General features: G+C 72.5%; 12 protein-coding genes. 6 read left to right on the top strand and 6 right to left on the bottom strand.

Annotated elements, in window-relative coordinates; all coding sequences use genetic code 11:
* Positions 1-207 precede the first annotated feature (207 nt).
* A complete protein-coding gene (locus DEJ48_RS23835) occupies positions 208-660 on the top strand; it encodes a metallopeptidase family protein (RefSeq protein ID WP_150221352.1) in 453 nt (150 codons plus the stop codon).
* Between the two features lie 47 nt (positions 661-707).
* Here the strand turns inward: DEJ48_RS23835 and DEJ48_RS23830 are convergent, their stop codons facing one another.
* From DEJ48_RS23830 to DEJ48_RS23820, 3 genes are all read right to left on the bottom strand, one after another.
* Positions 708-2198: a DUF5719 family protein gene (locus DEJ48_RS23830; protein ID WP_150218146.1), complete on the bottom strand. Its 1491-nt coding sequence runs from the start codon at positions 2196-2198 to the stop codon at positions 708-710.
* On the bottom strand, positions 2195-5920 hold the full coding sequence (locus DEJ48_RS23825) for a glycosyltransferase (protein WP_150218145.1): 3726 nt from the start codon (positions 5918-5920) through the stop codon (positions 2195-2197). The genes DEJ48_RS23830 and DEJ48_RS23825 overlap by 4 nt, the downstream gene beginning before the upstream one ends.
* Before the next feature lie 231 nt (positions 5921-6151).
* A complete protein-coding gene (locus DEJ48_RS23820; protein ID WP_016642094.1) occupies positions 6152-6415 on the bottom strand; it encodes a WhiB family transcriptional regulator in 264 nt (87 codons plus the stop codon).
* A 643-nt stretch (positions 6416-7058) separates the two neighbouring features.
* Here DEJ48_RS23820 and DEJ48_RS23810 point away from each other — a divergent pair.
* The 3 genes from DEJ48_RS23810 to DEJ48_RS23800 are packed head-to-tail and all read left to right on the top strand — an operon-like array spanning position 7059 to position 9908.
* Positions 7059-7574 carry a cysteine dioxygenase gene (locus DEJ48_RS23810; protein WP_150218143.1) on the top strand — a complete coding sequence of 172 codons (516 nt, stop codon included), beginning with the start codon at positions 7059-7061 and terminating at the stop codon, positions 7572-7574.
* A gap of 34 nt (positions 7575-7608) precedes the next feature.
* A complete protein-coding gene (gene cofD, locus DEJ48_RS23805; protein ID WP_150218142.1) occupies positions 7609-8565 on the top strand; it encodes a 2-phospho-L-lactate transferase in 957 nt (318 codons plus the stop codon).
* Positions 8562-9908, top strand: a complete 1347-nt coding sequence (locus tag DEJ48_RS23800; RefSeq protein WP_150218140.1) for a coenzyme F420-0:L-glutamate ligase — start codon at positions 8562-8564, stop codon at positions 9906-9908. The genes cofD and DEJ48_RS23800 overlap by 4 nt, the downstream gene beginning before the upstream one ends.
* A gap of 692 nt (positions 9909-10600) precedes the next feature.
* Here DEJ48_RS23800 and DEJ48_RS23795 read toward each other — a convergent pair.
* The 3 genes from DEJ48_RS23795 to DEJ48_RS23785 form a co-directional block, all read right to left on the bottom strand.
* Entirely contained in the window at positions 10601-11605 is a 1005-nt protein-coding gene (locus DEJ48_RS23795) for a DNA-3-methyladenine glycosylase family protein (RefSeq protein ID WP_150218138.1), read from the bottom strand.
* Positions 11606-11664: 59 nt separating this feature from the next.
* Positions 11665-12747 (bottom strand): sugar phosphate nucleotidyltransferase, encoded by a 1083-nt coding sequence (locus DEJ48_RS23790; RefSeq protein WP_150218137.1) that lies wholly within the window; start codon positions 12745-12747, stop codon positions 11665-11667.
* Between the two features lie 127 nt (positions 12748-12874).
* Positions 12875-14269 carry a peptidoglycan recognition protein gene (locus DEJ48_RS23785; protein ID WP_190537550.1) on the bottom strand — a complete coding sequence of 465 codons (1395 nt, stop codon included), beginning with the start codon at positions 14267-14269 and terminating at the stop codon, positions 12875-12877.
* Positions 14270-14406: 137 nt separating this feature from the next.
* Between DEJ48_RS23785 and DEJ48_RS23780 the strand changes: the two genes are divergently transcribed.
* Together DEJ48_RS23780 and DEJ48_RS23775 are read left to right on the top strand one after the other, a co-directional pair.
* The gene (locus tag DEJ48_RS23780) at positions 14407-15186 is read left to right on the top strand and encodes a TIGR03089 family protein (protein ID WP_150218133.1); all 780 of its coding nucleotides are present in this window, start codon (positions 14407-14409) and stop codon (positions 15184-15186) included.
* Positions 15187-15866: 680 nt separating this feature from the next.
* Positions 15867-17180 (top strand): LCP family protein, encoded by a 1314-nt coding sequence (locus tag DEJ48_RS23775; protein ID WP_411757475.1) that lies wholly within the window; start codon positions 15867-15869, stop codon positions 17178-17180.
* The last annotated feature ends 181 nt before the right edge of the window (positions 17181-17361 follow it).

Genomic DNA, 17361 nt, shown 5'->3' with positions numbered 1-17361 from the left:
CCTGCTTGACCTGCGAAGACACCAGTGACCACTGGGGCGGGTGGTATTGAATCCGGTCACCAGATGGCTCGGATCACGTCATTTGGCGTGAGATCGACGGTCCAGGAGAGATACGGAATTGAGTCCAAGCTCGTCGGGAACGGTCAGGAAGCGACATGTCGCGCACCGCGCGGAAAGACCGATCTCGAGGACTACGCTTCGTCAGTGATGGACGACCCCGTACAGCCCCGCGCCGCCGACCCGAGGCCCCGCCGCCGTGACCGCCACGGCCGGGGCATGCGCGGCCCCGTGGCCCCGCCCCAGGTCCCGCTCTCCACCAGCCGCGGGGAGGCCTTCACCGACCTCGTGCAGGACTCCGTGGAGCGGCTCGAGCGGCGCTGGCCGCAGCTCACGGAGATCGAGTTCGTGGTGCTCGAGGTGCCGCCCGTGGGCGGGCCCGACGCGGACTGGCAGGAAGAGGTGGTGCCGCTGGGCGGCACGATCTCGGCGGCCGAGGGCCGGCCCGCGCGCGTGGTGGTCTACCGCCGCCCGGTGGAGATCCGCACGAAGGGCCGCGACGAGCGTGCACACCTGGTGCACGAGGTGGTCGTCGAGCAGGTCGCGGAGCTGCTCGGCCTCTCCCCCGAGTCGGTGGACCCGCGCTACGGGGACGAGGACTGAGCCGACGCCCGCGCGCGTGCGTGCCGCCTCCGCGCGGGGACGCCCTTCTACTTCTGCAGCACCGCCAGATCCCGCTCCGCCTTCGGCACCTCCACCGTCCCCCGGTCGTCCGGCAGCGGCTGGACGGTGAACATCGGGAGGCCCTCCTCCGGCGCCGCGAGCATCCGCGAGCCGTAGACCGGTCCTCCGGAGACCGGCTCCACCGTGAGCGCGTACGCCCCCTTCAGGCCCGCGGGCTTCGGCGGGTCCGCGATCGCCAGGGTGGTGCCGCCCTTGACCGTGTACGTCTTGGTGGCCGGTGAGCCGCCCTCGGTCCCCGCGGACGCCGTGACCTTCACCTTCGCCGTCTTCTCCGGGGCGACCAGCGAGAGCGTGGAGCCCTTGGCGCGGTTGTCGGCGACCGTGGCGCGCGCGCCGACCGCGGGCGTCGCCGGGATGAACGCCGTCTCCTGCTTGCTGCCCTTGCCGCGGGTGACCCGCAGGGCCGCCACCACGGGCACCGACCTGTCGGTCGGCGACAGGACCAGCGAGCCCGCCTCGCCCTTGGTGACGTCGCCGAGGTCGACGGCGGCCGTCATGCCGGACCTGACCTGGAGGCTCTCGTGCCCGGCCGGGGTGATGGTGCCGGTCGGGGAGGCGAGCTGGACCTTCAGGTCGGCGTCGTCGGCACCGGGCGCGTAGGCCACCAGGCGGACCGAGGTGGCGTCCTTGGGGATGCCGGGCAGGACGAGGCTGTCGGCGGGGTCGGCCGACGCGGGCAGCCAGTCGCCGCCCAGCTTCTCGTCGGAGGACTGCACGGCGGCCGCGACGCGTCCGCTGCGCGCGGTCACGTGCATGGTGAGGTTGGTGACCTTCTTGTCGGCGAGCGTGGACAGCAGCACCGGGACGCTGGAGTGCGGCTGGACCTGGATCGAGTCGCCCACCGCGGACGTGACCTCGCCGTCGGGGCCGAACAGTTCCACGTCGACGACGGCGGCGGAGTCGTCGGGGTTCGTGAGATGGATGTAGTCGCTGCGGTCCTTGGCGGTGCTCGCGCCGGGGAACCAGAAGTCCGTGTCCGGCGCCGTGCAGTTGGTGCCGTGCATGCCGCGGCCGCTGCCCGCCGCGTACGTCGTGGTCTGCTGCACGGTCCAGCCGGGGGCCAGCCCGCCGTCGGCCGTGCCGATGAGCGCGGGCGACTCCGCGCCGGACGCCTCACCGGCGACGGGCTCGCCGGGCGCCTTCTGGGTCAGGAAGGGCTTGGCCTTCTTGTCCTTCTCCTTGGCGGCGTCCGTGAGCGCCTTGCTGACGGGCAGCAGTTCCGCCTTGCCCTTGGCCTCGGCTCCGACCGCCTTCGGGGTGAACGCGGTGTACGAGGTCTCGGCCAGGTCGGAGGAGCTGGGCACCGGGCAGAGCAGGCTGGTGCGCTCGACGGGCAGCCGTGCCGCGGACTTCGCCCCGGTGTCGTCCGTGCCCTCCGAGCCGCCGAACGCGGCGAACCCGGTGACGGCGCCGAGCGCGACGACCACGGCGATCAGGGACTGGGTGGTGCGGTTCACTGCTGGCTCCCGTCGGGGCGCTCGCTGTCGGTGCCGTGGGTCGGGTCCTGGTGCTGCTGGTGGCGCGGGTCCTGGTGCTGCTGGTGGCGGTCGTACGAAGCGTCGTACGAGGCGTCGAAGGAGTGGCCGTACTGCTGCTGCTCTCCGTAGACCCCGCCCGCACCTCCGTAGGACGCGTACGGGTCGTACTGGGCGCCGCTCTGGTAGGCGTCCTGCTGGTACGCCTCCTGCCCGTACGTCCCGGACGGGTACTGCCCGTCCTGGTAGTGGCCGCCGTGATACGGCTGCCCCGCGTCGTACGCACCCTGCTCGGCGTCCGCGGGAGCGGGGGCCTGCCATCCGTCGTAGGACTGCGACTGCTGCGGGACCGCGGCGAGTGCCTCCTCCGAAGGAGGAGGCGGCGGTACGTCCTGGCCGGCCTCCTGCGCCGCCTGCTCGTTCTGGGCCCGCAGCCTGCGCGCCCTGCGACCCTCGCCCTCGACCGCCTGGGCCGGGACGACGGGCTCGTCGGGCAGGTCGTCGTCGACATCGCGGCGGCGGCCCGGCAGGGCCATCACCACGAGGACGACGGCGAGCGCGCCCTGCGCCCACAGCCAGGCCGTGTGCGTCATCGGGGGGTCGTAGGTGACGTCCAGGTGGCCGCCCGCGGTGGGCAGTTCGAAGCCCTGGGCCCAGCCGTCGACCGTGGTGCGGGGCAGCGGGCGGCCGTCGAGGGTCGCCGTCCAGCCCGGGTCCGCGGAGTCGGCGAGGCGCAGGACGCGGCCCTCGTCGCCGGACTCGATCTTCGTGTGCAGTTCGACGGGGCCCGCCGCGACGGGTTCGGGGTCGCCGGTCCTCGGGACGACGGCGGCACGGGCCACCTGCCGGTCCACGCGCCACAGGGCGCTGCCGTCCTCCTGGCTGAGCCGGGTCAGGCCGGGGGTCGCGTCCAGGGTGCGGCTCATCTGGCGGGGCGCTCCGTCGCGTACGAGGACGTATCGCACCGCGTAACCACCGAGTTGGTCGGCCTGGTCGGCGCCGGAGCCCGCGACGAGACGGGCGACGATCTTGTCGAGCCGCTCGTCGTCGGCGGCCGCCGCGGCGAGCTCCGCGTCACCGAGCCGGGCGCCGGAGCCCCGTACGAGCGAGTAGGAGACCTGGGCGGCGGATTCGCTGCCGAGGACGAGGGTGCGGGCCTGGTCCTCCGTGCCGCTCTCCTCGGCGACGAAGGCGGGCACCTGCACCGGGTCGCGGCGCTCCAGCGGGCCGTCGGCGCCGCCGATCATCCACCCGGCGGCGACGAGCAGCGGTCCCGCGGCGGCGGCGAACGCGATGAGCGCGGCGACCGGCTGGCGCCAGCCGAAGCTCTGCTCGGCGACACGCGCGCGTGCGCCGTCGGCGCCGAGCGCGGCGGCGGCCAGGAGCGCGATTCCGTAGCCGAGCGTGGCGGGGCCCGCCCAGGTCGAGCCGTTCGACAGGACGGCGAAGACCAGCGAGACCAGGGCGGCGGCCCAGGCGGTGCGGACGGCGCGCTGCCGCTCGCCGCGCAGCAGGGCGCCGAGCGCGGCGAGCACGATGCCGATGAGGAGCAGGCCGCTCACGGTGCCGGGGCCGCCGGGGCTCGCGCCGAGCAGGTCGGTGGCGGTCGCGGAGTCGGCGCCGAACTCCAGGCCCGCTTCCTTGAAGAAGCCGAAGGGCAGCAGCGTCAGCAACCAGGGGGCGAGGACGAGCAGCGGGGTGCCGAGTGAGGCGAGGAACCGCAGGCCGTACGCCGTGATGTCGCCGCGCCGCACCACGAGGAGGGCGAGACCGAGGACCAGGGCGATCGGCCAGACGATCGGCGTGAAGGCCGTGGCGAGGGTCAGGAGCAGCGTGTACGCCCACGTGGCGCGCCAGGTGCCGCGGGTGCCGTGCGGGGCGGCGAGGCCGCTCGCCGCGATGCCCGCGCGGGCGATGAGCGGCAGCAGCACGGCGAGAACGGCGGTGCCGATGTGGCCGCCTGCGAGGGCGCCGGTGGCGGCGGGCAGGAAGGCGTACGCGATCGATGCCCAGGCGCGCAGCAGGCGGGAGGTGACGAGCGGGCGCGAGGCGAAGTACGCGGCGAAGCCCGCGAGGGGGACGGAGCCGACGAGCAGCACCGTGACCGCGAGTCCGGTGGAGCCGAGGAAGAGCGTGGACAGGCCGGCGACGAGCGCGACGTAGGGCGGTGCGCCCTGGGTGCCGCCGGTGCCGACGGGGTGCCAGACGTCCGTGTACCGCGCCCACAGGTCCGAGGAGTCGCCGGGTGCGGGCAGCAGGGCGCCGCCCGCGAGGGCGCCGGAGCCGAGCAGGGCGCGGCAGGCGATGAGGGAGGCGAAGAGGAGCACCACGAAGAGCATCGGTCCCGGTTTGCGGGCGATGCGCTTGAGGCGGGCGAACTGCTCGATCTCCAGGAAGTCGGCGTCGTCTCCGCCGGGTCCGGACTCGACGACTCCGTGCCGTCCCGCGCCCGCGGGGGCCTCGGCGTCGTTGCGCCCGACGAGGCTGCCCGCGGCCTGTTCGACGGTGGCGCGCACGGTGGCGCCGGGCGGCGGGAAGAGGGCACGCATCTCGCCGGCGTCGGGCACGGGCTTGCCGCGCTGTTTGCGGGCGGCGAGGACACGTCCGGGGCGCAGCAGGGTGGCGAGGAGACCGGCGACTTCGTCGAGGGCCTGCACGGGCGCTTTGCCGACGAGGTAGGCGACGGTGCGCAGGAGGGTGCCGACGACGACTCTGAAGAGCACCCACGGGAGCACGGCCGAGCGGGCGTTGACGAGCAGGGTGTACGTGGCGCCGGCCTTGTCGACGCGGTGCGGGGACGTCGCCGTGCGGCCGACGCAGTCGACGGTGCGGCGCTCGCGCGAGGAGGCCTCGGCGTGCCGGACGACGGCGTCGGGGGCGACGAGGACGCGGTGGCCCGCGGCGTGCGCGCGCCAGCACAGGTCGACGTCGTCGCGCATCAGCGGCAGGCGGCGGTCGAAGCCGCCCAACTGTTCGTAGACATCGCGGCGGATGAGCATGCCTGCGGTGGAGACGGAGAGCACGGGGCGGACGTGGTCGTGCTGGCCCTGGTCCTGTTCGCGCCGGTCGAGGCCGGTCCAGCGGCGGCCGCTGTTGGCGATGGAGACGCCGACTTCGAGGAGTTGCCTGCGGTCGTACCACCCGCGGAGCTTGGGGCCGACGACGGCGACTTCCTTGCCGAGCTCCTGTTCGTTCTCGACGACGCGGAGCATTTCGGCGAGGGCGTCGGGGTCGGGCGCGCAGTCGTCGTGGAGCAGCCAGAGCCACTGCACGGGTTCGCCGTGCGGCAGTTCCGGCATGTCGTACGCCTCGTCGCGCCAGCTGCGGCTCACCGGGTCCCAGCCGCTGGGGCGCTTCAGATACGGCAGCTCTTCCGGGGTGAGGACGGCGGCGGTGCGGACGGCCTCGTCCACGGCCGTGCCGAAGCCGGAGCGGCGGGCGAGGTGCAGCACGCGGTCGGCGCCGAGGGCCTCGGTGACCAGGCGGGCGGAGTCGTCCGCGCTGCCGGTGTCCGCGGCCACGGCGTTCTGCACGGGGCGCTCCTGGCCGAGGAGGCCGGCCAGGGCGTCGGGCAGCCAGCGGGCGCCGTCGTGGGAGACGAGGACGGCGGTCACGATGTGCCGCGGGAACGCGGGAGGGTTGCTCGGGTCGAACCCGGCGGCGGCGGCCTCTTGGTGGGCTGCCGAATGGCTGTGCACGGACATCGAGGTACGGGCCCCGGTTCGATGGACTGCGGTGGACGCCTGCGCCCTGCGGGGGCGCCGGGGCGTCTCGGACGGGGCCCCACACTAACGGCTGGCACAGGAACGGCCCGCCGCCTGTGGATAACCCTTGGGCGACGGGCCGTTCGTTGCGCATTGTTTGTGGGATATGTGTGCCGTATCTGTTGCCGTACCGGCTGCCGTATCGGTCGTGCGGCGCGTGCCGACGGGGGTTCAGACCGCGGCCTTCTTCAGTCGGCGGCGTTCGCGCTCGGACAAGCCGCCCCAGATACCGAATCGTTCGTCGTTCGCGAGTGCATACTCAAGGCATTCGGAACGGACTTCGCAGGCGAGGCAGACCTTCTTGGCCTCGCGCGTGGAGCCGCCCTTCTCGGGGAAGAAGGACTCGGGGTCGGTCTGGGCGCACAGCGCGCGCTCCTGCCAGCCGAGTTCCTCGTCCGCGTCCTCGACCAGCAGTTCCTGAACCAGCTCGGTCATGTGCGCCCCTCGTCTGTTCGTGCGTCCCCGTGGTGCTGCTGTGCCGATTTCGGGTGAACGACACGAGTGAAATTACAAGTGTGCCGATCCGGGCCAGTCAAGCCGAGATCTGCTATTGGGCCCCTTATTCACTCTGCGGAACCAAGGCTGTGCGGAAAGTGTTCAAATCGGTCTAAACCATGACACCGTTCGGCAGCCCGTCCGGCGCTCCGCAACGCGTTCCCCCAAAAAGTGATCTCAGTCGAAGATCACCCGGTCGGGCCTCGAAGAGAAGGACGACGATGTTTGAGCGTCGGTTGCTGCGCCATGTGTCCGGCGGGATGTCTGCACAAACCTTTCGCCTGACAGAACAACCGGATGAGGTGAAACATATTCCACATACTGGACACTGAGTTGACACCGGAGGTGTGAAGCGCTGTTCTGGTGGGCATGCTCGCGAACCTGGCTCTTTCGATGACCCGCACCAGCGGGTCCATCGGTGCTGCCCACGCGCGCTGTTGCTGTTCCTGCTCCAGCTGTTGAGTCCACTCCAGCTGTAGAGCCGTCTCTCCCGCTCCATCTGCATTCCCCTTCTTCGCTCTCCTCCGCGCTTCACCTTCCTTCGCGACACCCCAGCACTCTTACGTTGAGGAACCACCGCACGATGAACAGCGACAGCGACCTCCAGATCGCCGGCGACATCCTCGAAGTCCCGCACCTCCTGCAGCCCGCCCGCGAGCACCCCGCCACCGTGGCCGAGTTCGTCGGCCTCGCCCGCGCCATCGCCGCCGACCGCTCCCAGTGGGAGCACCTCGTCGAGTACGACGCCACGAGCCGGTGGTACCACCGCCTGCGCACCGGACCCGGCTACGAGGTGTGGCTGCTCTCCTGGGTCCCCGGCCAGGGCAGCGGCCTGCACGATCACGGGCGCTCCTCCGGCGTCCTCACCGTCCTCCGGGGCGAGCTGACCGAGCGCACCCAGAACGGCACACGGGCGCTCGGCGCGGGCGCGCAGCGCGTCTTCGCGCCGGGGTACGTCCACGAAGCCGTCAACGACTCCCTGGAACCCGCCGTCAGCCTGCACGTCTACTACCCCGGCCTCACCGAGATGCCGATGCACTCCGCCCAGTGCGCCGCCTCCGTCGCGCCGGACGCCACGGAGGATGTCGTAACCGCCTGACGCGGTGTCGTACGCGCCTGACATGCTGGGGGCCATGCGCATTGTGGTTCTGGCCGGCGGCATCGGCGGCGCCCGTTTCCTCCGTGGCCTCAAGAAGGCCGCGCCCGACGCGGACATCACGGTCATCGGCAACACCGGTGACGACATTCACCTGTTCGGTCTCAAGGTCTGCCCCGACCTCGACACCGTGATGTACACGCTCGGCGGCGGCATCAACGAAGAGCAGGGCTGGGGGCGTACGGACGAGACGTTCAAGGTCAAGGGAGAACTCGCGGCCTACGGAGTCGGGCCCGAGTGGTTCGGGCTCGGCGACCGGGACTTCGCCACGCACATCGTGCGGACGCAGATGCTGGGCGCCGGATACCCGCTCAGCGCCGTCACCGAGGCGCTGTGCGAGCGGTGGCAGCCCGGGGTGCGGCTCATCCCCATGTCCGACGACCGGATCGAGACGCACGTCGCGGTCACCGTGGACGGCGAGCAGAAGGCCGTGCACTTCCAGGAGTACTGGGTGCGGCTGCGCGCCTCCGTGGACGCGCACGCCGTGGTGCCCGTCGGCGCCGAGCAGGCCAAGCCCGCGCCCGGCGTCCTGGAGGCCATCGCCGAGGCCGACGTCGTCCTCTTCCCGCCGTCCAACCCGGTCGTCAGCGTCGGCACGATCCTCGCCGTGCCCGGCATCCGCGAGGCCATCGCCGACGCGGGCGTGCCCGTCGTCGGCCTCTCCCCCATCGTCGGCGACGCGCCCGTGCGGGGCATGGCCGACAAGATGCTCGCCGCCGTCGGCGTGGAGACCGGCGCCGCTGCCGTCGCCGAGCACTACGGAAGCGGGCTGCTCGACGGCTGGCTCGTCGACACCGTCGACGCGGGCGTGGTCGAGCGCGTGGAGGAGGCCGGGATCCGGTGCCGGGCCGTGCCGCTGATGATGAGCGACCTCGACGCGACCGCGCAGATGGCCCGCGAGGCCCTCGCACTGGCCTCGGAGGTACGGGCGTGACCTCTGCTGCGACCCCGCCGTCGTACCGCGTGTGGGCCGTGCCCGGGCTGCCCGACGTGCGGCAGGGCGACGACCTGGCCAAGCTGATCGCGGCCGCGGAGCCGGGGCTCGCCGACGGAGACGTCGTGCTCGTCACCTCCAAGATCGCCAGCAAGGCGGAGGGGCGGATCGTCGAGGCGGCCGACCGGGAGGCGGCGATCGACGCGGAGACGGTACGGGTCGTGGCGCGCCGCGGGACGCTGCGCATCGTCGAGAACCGGCAGGGGCTCGTGATGGCGGCGGCGGGCGTCGACGCGTCGAACACGCCCGCGGGGACCGTGCTGTTGCTGCCGGCCGATCCCGACGCGTCGGCCCGCGCGGTGCGCGAGGGGTTGCGGGACGCGCTGGGTGTCGACGTCGGCGTCATCGTCACCGACACGTTCGGTCGGCCCTGGCGGGCCGGGCTCACCGATGTCGCCATCGGGGCGGCGGGGGTGCGGGTCCTCGACGATCTGCGGGGCAGCGAGGACGCGTACGGCAATCCGCTCGGCGCGACGGTCGTCGCCACGGCGGACGAGCTCGCCGCGGCGGGCGACCTGGTGAAGGGCAAGGCCGCGGGGCTGCCGGTGGCGGTGGTCCGTGGGCTTTCCCGGGTGGTCGTCGGCGGGGACGGCGTCGATGGTGGGGACGGCGTCGACGGTGCGGATGCCGGGGCTCGGGCGTTGGTGCGTGACGCGCGGAATGACATGTTCCGGCTCGGGACGTCCGAGGCGGTACGTGAAGCGGTGACGCGGCGGCGGACCGTACGGGAGTTCACCGACGAGGAGGTCGACCCGGGTGCGGTGCGGCGGGCCGTCGCGGCGGCGGTGACCGCGCCCGCGCCGCACCACACGACGCCGTGGCGCTTCGTGCTCCTCGAGTCCGCGGCGTCGCGGGTCGAGCTGCTCGACGCGATGCGGGACGCGTGGGTCGCGGACCTTCGGCGGGACGGGAAGTCGGAGGAGTCCATCGCGAAGCGGGTGCGGCGGGGGGACGTCCTGCGCAAGGCGCCCTACCTGGTGGTGCCCTGTCTGGTCATGGACGGCTCCCATACGTATGGGGACGCGCGACGGGATGCCGCGGAGCGCGAGATGTTCGTCGTCGCGATGGGGGCGGGCGTGCAGAACTTCCTGGTCGCGCTGGCCGGGGAGCGGCTCGGGTCCGCGTGGGTTTCCTCGACGATGTTCTGTCGGGACGTGGTGCGGGATGTTCTGGGGCTGCCGGGGTCCTGGGATCCCATGGGGGCGGTGGCGGTCGGGCATCCGGTGGATGAGCCGAGTGCGCGGGGCGGGCGCGTTGTGGAGGAGTTCTTGGCGGTGCGGTAGGCGGTGGCCTGGGGTGGGGTTCTGCGCAGTTCCCCGCGCCCCTTCACCTCGGCCTCCCGGCGTTGTCGGGTGCGGGTCGTGGGCTTTCTTGCGCAGTTCCCCGCGCCCCTGGGCCGGTTCCCCGGCGCCTTGACGTTCCGCTCGCGGGATGTTGTTCGGGTGCGGGTCGTGGGCATTCTTGCGCAGTTCCCCGCGCCCCTGGGCCGGTTCCCCGGCGCCTTGACGTTCCGCTCGCGGGATGTTGTTCGGGTGCGGGTCGTGGGCCTTCTTGCGCAGTTCCCCGCGCCCCTGGAGTACTTCCCCGGCGCCTTGACGTTCCGCTCGCGGGATGTTGTTCGGGTGCGGGTCGTGGGCATTCTTGCGCAGTTCCCCGCGCCCCTGGGCCGGTTCCCCGGCGCCTTGGCGGTTCGTCTGCGGGTGGGGAGAGTGGGGGTGGGTCAGGGGCGCGGGGAACTGCGCGGCTCGCCCCCACCGGGTCGCAGCGGGGGATCTGCCCACCGGGCCCCGCAGCGGGGGAGCTGTCCTCGGGGTCGCAGCGGGGGGCCTGCCCTCGGGGTCGCGCCCGGAGGCGCCGTCGGGGGTTGCCGGGGCCGGAGGCACTGGTGGGGGTTGCCGGGGCCGGAGGCGCTGGTGGGGGTTGCCGGGGCCGGAGGCGCTGGTGGGGGTTGCCGGGGCCGGAGGCGCTGGTGGGGTTACCAGAGGGCGATGTTGGTTTTGCGCATTTTGGGGTCTCTGCGGGGTGGGGTTCGGCCGCTCAAGAGGATGAGGCGGGCCGCTCGGTGGCGTTGGCCCTCGTAGGGGGCGAGGAGGGCGAGCATGTCCTCGTCGTTCGCGTCGCGGTTGTCCGCCAGGGCGTGGCCGATGATGCCCGGGAGGTGAACGTCGCCGACCGTCACCGAGTCCGGCGCCCCGTTGCTGCGCTGGACCGTCTCCGCGGAGGTCCACGGGCCGATGCCCGGGATGAGCTCCAGGCGGGACTGGGCCTGCGGAGGCTCCATCGACGCCGCCTCCTCCAGCCGCCCCGCCCGCGCCACCGCGCGCAGAATCGTGGACGACCGCTTGTTGTCGACGCCCGCCTTGTGCCACTCCCAGGACGGGATCAGGGCCCAGGTACGCGGGTCCGGCATCACGTGCATGCGGGCCTGCGCGGGGGTGGGGCCCGGCGCAGGCTCACCGTACTTGCGGACCAGGAGGCGCCACGCCCGGTACGCCTCCTCCGTCGTGATCTTCTGCTCCAGGATGGAGGGGATCAGGGATTCCAGGACCAGGCCCGTGCGGAGCAGGCGCAGGCCCGGGCGGCGGTGCGCCGTCATGGCCACCAGGCGGTGACGCGGGGCGAAGAGCTCGGGGTCGTCCGTCGCCCCCAGGAGGGCGGGGAGGCCGTCGAGGAGCCAGGCCGCTCCCGGGCCCCAGGCCTCCGCCTCCACCGAGCCGCCGCGCGCGGCCACCCGCAACGTGCCGGGCCCCAGCGGCGTACGGCTCGCGCGCCACACCGAGCCGTCCGGCGTCGTGCGGAACGTGGGGTCCCCCGGGCCGCGGCGCAGCGGGCCCAGGGTCAGGCCCAGGTCGAGCGGGTACGGCGGCTGCCAGGTGCGGGTCAGGGCCGCGGTGGCCTGACGCGGGACGCCGCCGGGCACCGCCGTTTCGCCCCCGCGCACTGTGGTGCGTGTGGGGCGCGGGGCGAAACGGGACGACATGTGTATGAGGGTAGGGGAAGGACGTAGGGGGCCGCTCCGCCTTGGCGCGTGCGTGCTCGTTACTGGTCCGAGGAGAAGCGGACCGCGCCCGCCGGCAGCGTCGCCTCGCACCACACCCGTACGCCGTCGCGCAGCTCGTTGTCCGCGCCGACCGTCGCGCCGTCCCCGATCACCGCTCCCGAGAGCGTCGAGCGCGCCCCGATCCGGGCCCCCGCGCCGATCAGCGAGTCCGAGACGACCGCGCCGGGTTCGACGACCGCGCCGGACAGGACCGTGCTGCCGGAGATCCGCGCGCCCTCGCCGATCCGCGCGTTCTCGCCGATCACCGTGCCGCCGGTGAGCTTCGCGCCGGGCGCGACGTCGGCGCCGGTCATGACCAGGTGTTCACCGCAGCGGCCGGGCACGGCCGGGGAGGGCGCGCGCCCGAGGACGAGGTCCGCCGAGCCGCGTACGAACGCCTGCGGCGTGCCCAGGTCCAGCCAGTACGTGGAGTCGACCATGCCCTGGAGGTGGGCGCCGGAGGCGAGGAGGTCGGGGAAGGTCTCGCGTTCGACGGAGACGGGGCGGCCCGCGGGGATCGTGTCGATGACCGAGCGGCGGAAGACGTACGCGCCCGCGTTGATCTGGTCGGTGACGATCTCCTCGGGGGTCTGCGGCTTCTCGAGGAAGGCGGTGACCCTGCCGGTCGCGTCGGTGGGGACCAGGCCGTATGCGCGCGGGTCGTCGACCCGGGTCAGGTGCAGGGAGACGTCCGCGCCGGACGTCTCGTGGGTGTCGACCAGGGCGCGGATGTCGAGGCCCGTGAGGATGTCGCCGTTGAAGATCAGGACCGGTTCGTCGGGTCCTGAGCGCAGCCGCGACGCCACGTTGCGGATCGCGCCGCCCGTGCCGAGGGGCTCGGTCTCCGTGACGTACTCGATGTGCAGGCCGAGGGCCGAGCCGTCTCCGAAGTACGGCTCGAAGACCTCGGCGAGGTAGGAGGTGGCGAGGACGATGTGGTCCACGCCGGCCGCGCGGGCCCGCGCCAGCTGATGGGTGAGGAACGGGACGCCCGCTGCCGGAACCATCGGTTTGGGGGTGTGGACCGTGAGGGGCCGCAGCCGGGTTCCCTTGCCGCCGACCAGGAGGATCGCTTCTGTCACCTGTCGTCTCTGCTTCCTGCTGGGGCCGGCCGAACTTGCGTTTCGGCCGGCCAGTGTATGCAGACGGATGTGCAGGTCGTGCAGGGCGTGCGGGTCTTACAGGTCGTGCGGGTGTGCGGGTGTGACCTCAGCGGCCCTGGAAGCGGGCCGAGGTGGACCGGGCCGTGCCGAGCTTCTTGTACAGGCGGCTGCCGGGGCACTCGGTGGCGAACCCGTCCCGGTGCCCGGAGATCACGCGGAGCCGGACGTTCTTGCCCTTCTTGTACAGGTTGCCACCGCCCGACTTCAGGTAGGTAGTACCGCGCGGGTTGGCTCCGTACAGGCCGAGCTTCCACGCGGTCAGCCGGGCGATGGCGTTCACGGCCGCCTTCGGCGGGTTGGAGTAGCTGTAGGTGCCGAGGACGGCGATGCCCATGCTGTTGGTGTTGAACCCGAGAGTGTGGGCCCCCAGGACCGGCTTCGCCACACCTCCGGCACGTCCTTCGTAGATGTTTCCGCACTTGTCGACGGCGAAGTTGTAGCCGAAGTCGCGCCAGCCGCTGCTCTTGACGTGGAAGCGGTAGATGCTGCGGATCACCGCGGCGGACTGTGAGCAGCGGTAGTAGTTGCCGGTCGCGCTGTGGTGGACGAAGGCGGCCTTGACCGTCTTCGTGTACCCGAACTTCTTCTCGCGGAGCTTCTCGTCGGCTCCCCAGCCCTTGCGGGTGATGATGCGCGGGCGCGGGCCGACGAACGGGCGGGCCTTGGTCCCCGCCTTGCCGCCGCGCGCGGCGATGAGGTCGTCCTCCGTCTGCCGCTTCGTCAGGGCGGGGATCACGGAGGCGCCGATGGGGGCGAGGTCCGCGTTGACGGCGGAGGACGCGGCGGACAGCTCACTCATGGAGGGGGCGCGCGGCGCCTTGTGTCCAGGGTTCTGGGCGGGTGGTTCGTCGCCCGGGTCGACGAGTTCCAGACGGAGGCCTTCGGGGAGGGGGGCAGCGGAGGAGGTGGAAGCGGAGGCGGAGGCGGGGGCGAGGGCTCGGTTCGTGGCGGGGGGCGCTTCCGCTCGTACGCGGATCTCCACGCCGTCCGAGTCGCCGACCCACAGCGGCGCGGTCGAGCCGCGGACCGTGCCGGTACCGCGCTCGGGGGAGCCCGGGTCGGCGGCGTGCTCGTGGTTGTGCGTCTCCACGTGCTGCCAGTCGGACCAGGTGGTGGTGCCGGTCGCCCGCGTGCGGACCTGAACCGTGCCGTGCAGTTCAGCTTCGGGGTCGTTCCAGACGACGCCCACCAGGGAGAAGGGGCTGACATCGCGCCGGGCCAGGCCCTGTTCGCGCGCTCCGGCCGAGCCGAGTGCGCGGTCGGAGCCGAGCGGGGTGAGCGGGATGGACTGGGTGCTGCCGGGGACCGCCTCCGTGGCGGGCCCGGCGGCCGACGGTGCGCCGGGCGCCGCGGCTCGGGCGCCGGACGACGGCAGTGTGAGGGGCAGGGCCAGGGCGGCCGCGCACGTGACGCCGATCGAGGAAGCTAGAAATCCACGCATACGTACGATCGTTGGCATAGCGGTGCATTTCTGTCCATTGGGGAACTGACGGGGCGTCGGCCAAGTGTGGGCGATCCGGTCGCGCGGTACTCCCCCGCCACGCCGGGGGCGCGCGCTGCTCCGCGTACGCTTGCGCCGTGAACGCCAACGACCGCACCCCTGCCGACCTGCTGCGATCCGCGCTCGCCTCGGACCCGGGCCGCCCACTGGTCACCTTCTACGACGACGCCACCGGTGAGCGGGTGGAATTGTCCGTCGCCACCTTCGCCAATTGGGTGGCCAAGACGGCCAATCTCCTCCAGGGCGACCTCTCCGCGGAGCCGGGCGACCGGGCCGTGCTGCTGCTGCCCGCGCACTGGCAGACGGCCGTGTGGCTGCTCGCCTGTTCGTCGGTGGGCGTCGTCGCGGACGTGGGCGGCGATCCCGCGTCCGCGGATCTCGTCGTCAGCGGGCCTGACTCGTTGGACGCGGCGCGGGCGTGTTCCGGGGAGCGGGTGGCTCTCGCGCTGCGGCCGCTCGGGGGACGCTTTCCGCAGCCGCCGGATGGCTTCGCCGATTACGCGGTGGAGGTGCCGGGGCAGGGGGATCAGTTCGCTCCGTACGCTCCCGTGGACCCGGACGAGGTCTCGCTCGTGGTCGACGGGGTCGAGCTGACGGGGGCGGAGGTCGTCGCTCGGGCGCGGGAGGATGCGGGGCGGCTGGGTGACGGCGGTGGCGGTGACGGCGCCGGTGGTGACACCGGGGTCCGGGTGCTGTCCGGGCTGTCCTACGGGACGTGGGACGGGCTCAGTGCGGGGCTTTACGCTGCGCTGGCCGGGGGTGGGTCGGTGGTGCTTTGCCGGCATCTGGAGCGGCTGTCCGAGGGTGGGCTGGAGAAGCGGGTGGGGGATGAGCGGGTGGGGGTTGTCCGGCGGTAGCTGGCCGGGGGCCTTGGGCGGTTCTCTCGGCGTGGGGCCCGTGGTGGCTTGTCTCGCGGTTCCCCGCGCCCCTTGTACACCGCCCCGTGCCGGGTTCCTCGGCCTCTGATGTGCGTTCGGGTGCGGGCCCGTCGTGGCTTGTCGCGCAGTTCCCCGCGCCCCTTACACACCGCCCGGCACCAGCCCCTCAGGCCCTCGTGTGTATTCGGGTGCGGGTCCGTCGTGGCCTGCCGCGCAGTTCCCCGCGCCCCTTACACACCGCCCGGCACCAGCCCCTCAGGCCCTCGTGTGTATTCGAGTGCGGGCCCGTCGTGGCCTGTCGCGCAGTTCCCCGCGCCCCTTACACACCGCCCCGCACCAGCCCCTCAGGCCCTCGTGTGTATTCGGGTGCGGGCCCGTCGTGGCCTGTCGCGCAGTTCCCCGCGCCCCTTACACACCGCCCCGCACCAGCCCCTCAGGCCCTCGTGTGTGTTCGGGTGCGGGTCCGTCGTGGCCTGTCGCGCAGTTCCCCGCGCCCCTGGAAGCACCGCACCACTGCGCGCCGCCCGACACCAGCCCCCGCCCTCCGGACTCACTCCCCCGTTCGGCTCAGTTTCCGGGGTGGTCCGGAGGCTGGGTGGGGCGGGGCGGGCCATGGTCGTAGTGGACGCAGTACGTACGCATCTACGCAGCCGTGAGGGGTGGACGCACACGTGGGTGAGGATGCAGGCAGCCACTCCGGGGGCGGGCCCTCTGGAACGGGAGAGGGCGGAACCCCCTACGGGCCGGGTGTGGGGGCCAGCGCCAGCGGGGTGGGCGTGGGGCGGCGCCAGCGGCGGTGGGTGCGGTGGTGCGCCGTCGGGGTCGCCGTCGTGGTGCTCGGGGCCGGAGGCCTCGGGTGGGCGGCGTACCAGAAGCTCAACGGGAACATCACCACGGACACGGACGCCGCCGCCGAGCTGGCGAGGTACGAGAAGGAGCGGCCGACGCCCCTCGTGCAGGACGCGCAGAACATTTTGCTGCTCGGCTCGGACACTCGTGCCGGGCAGGGCAACCGCAAGTACGGCCGGGACCCCGGAACCCAGCGCTCCGACACCACGATCCTGCTGCACCTCGCCGCCGACCGGCAGAGCGCGACCGCCGTGTCGATCCCGCGCGACCTGATGGTGAACATCCCCGGCTGCCGCAAGCCGGACGGTTCCCGGACGCGAGCGCAGTTCGCCCAGTTCAACTGGGCCTTCGAGTTCGGCGGGACGGCCTGCACCATCCGTACCGTCGAGAAGCTCACCGACATCCGCGTCGACCACCACATGGTCGTGGACTTCGCCGGGTTCAAGGACATGGTCGACGCCGTCGATGGAGTGCAGGTGTGTTTGAAGGCGCCGATCGACGACTCCGACGCGCACGTGAAGCTCGCCCCGGGGCTGCGGACCCTCAACGGAGAACAGGCCCTCGGTTTCGTGCGCGCCCGCAAGAGCCTCGGCAATGGCAGCGACACCGACCGGATGGACCGCCAGCAGGAGTTCCTCGGCGCGCTCGTCAACAAGGTGCAGAGCAATGACGTCCTGCTGAATCCGACGAAGCTGTATCCCGTTCTCGACGCGGCGACTTCCTCGCTGACGACCGACCCGGGACTCGCAAGTCTGCGGGGTCTGTACGAACTGGTGCGCGGCATGCGCAACATCCCCACGGAACGGGTGCAGTTCCTCACCGTGCCGCGTCAGTCGTACACGTACGACGCCAATCGCGACGAGCTCGTCGAGCCCGCGGCGAAAGAGCTCTTCACGCGGCTGCGCACGGACGCCCCCGTGGCCGTCGACCCGCGGCAGCCCGCCGAGCAGGCGCGCCAGGAGTCGTCGGAGAGCGGGTACGAGGAGGGGTCCTCGGAGGACGAGGAGGAGTACGACGGTTCCGGTGCGGACTGGAGCGACGAGAAGCCGGACGACCCGTCACAGACGCCGTCGCCCGCGCCGACATTCCGGGGCAACACGGCCGCGGGATCCACCTGTGAGTAAAACGATCCCCAAGGGAATGGCTCGCCCCACTAAGAAATAGGGCGGATTGCCCAGTTGTAGGGGAGTGGAATTTGTCACCGGCGTCGTTCGGCGCTGAACTGGGCGGATAGTGTGAGCGATCCGGTGCGCCAAGGGCCCTCTCGGCCATGCACCGCTGAACCTGACCGAGCGCCTTCTTGAG

The organism is Streptomyces venezuelae (assembly GCF_008642315.1).
Classification (GTDB): domain Bacteria; phylum Actinomycetota; class Actinomycetes; order Streptomycetales; family Streptomycetaceae; genus Streptomyces; species Streptomyces venezuelae_D.
The sequence above is the reverse complement of the archived record's forward strand: the minus strand, read 5'-3'. Positions and strand labels throughout refer to the sequence as shown.

What these genes read in the sequence shown, in the direction of transcription:
- DEJ48_RS23785 (WP_190537550.1), bottom strand. Translation starts at nt 14,269, where the DNA reads ATGCGTGGATTTCTAGCTTCCTCGATCGGCGTCACGTGCGCGGCCGCC.
- DEJ48_RS23795 (WP_150218138.1), bottom strand. Translation starts at nt 11,605, where the DNA reads ATGTCGTCCCGTTTCGCCCCGCGCCCCACACGCACCACAGTGCGCGGG.
- DEJ48_RS23820 (WP_016642094.1), bottom strand. Translation starts at nt 6,415, where the DNA reads ATGACCGAGCTGGTTCAGGAACTGCTGGTCGAGGACGCGGACGAGGAA.
- DEJ48_RS23825 (WP_150218145.1), bottom strand. Translation starts at nt 5,920, where the DNA reads ATGTCCGTGCACAGCCATTCGGCAGCCCACCAAGAGGCCGCCGCCGCC.
- DEJ48_RS23810 (WP_150218143.1), top strand. Translation starts at nt 7,059, where the DNA reads ATGAACAGCGACAGCGACCTCCAGATCGCCGGCGACATCCTCGAAGTC.
- DEJ48_RS23835 (WP_150221352.1), top strand. Translation starts at nt 208, where the DNA reads ATGGACGACCCCGTACAGCCCCGCGCCGCCGACCCGAGGCCCCGCCGC.
- cofD (WP_150218142.1), top strand. Translation starts at nt 7,609, where the DNA reads ATGCGCATTGTGGTTCTGGCCGGCGGCATCGGCGGCGCCCGTTTCCTC.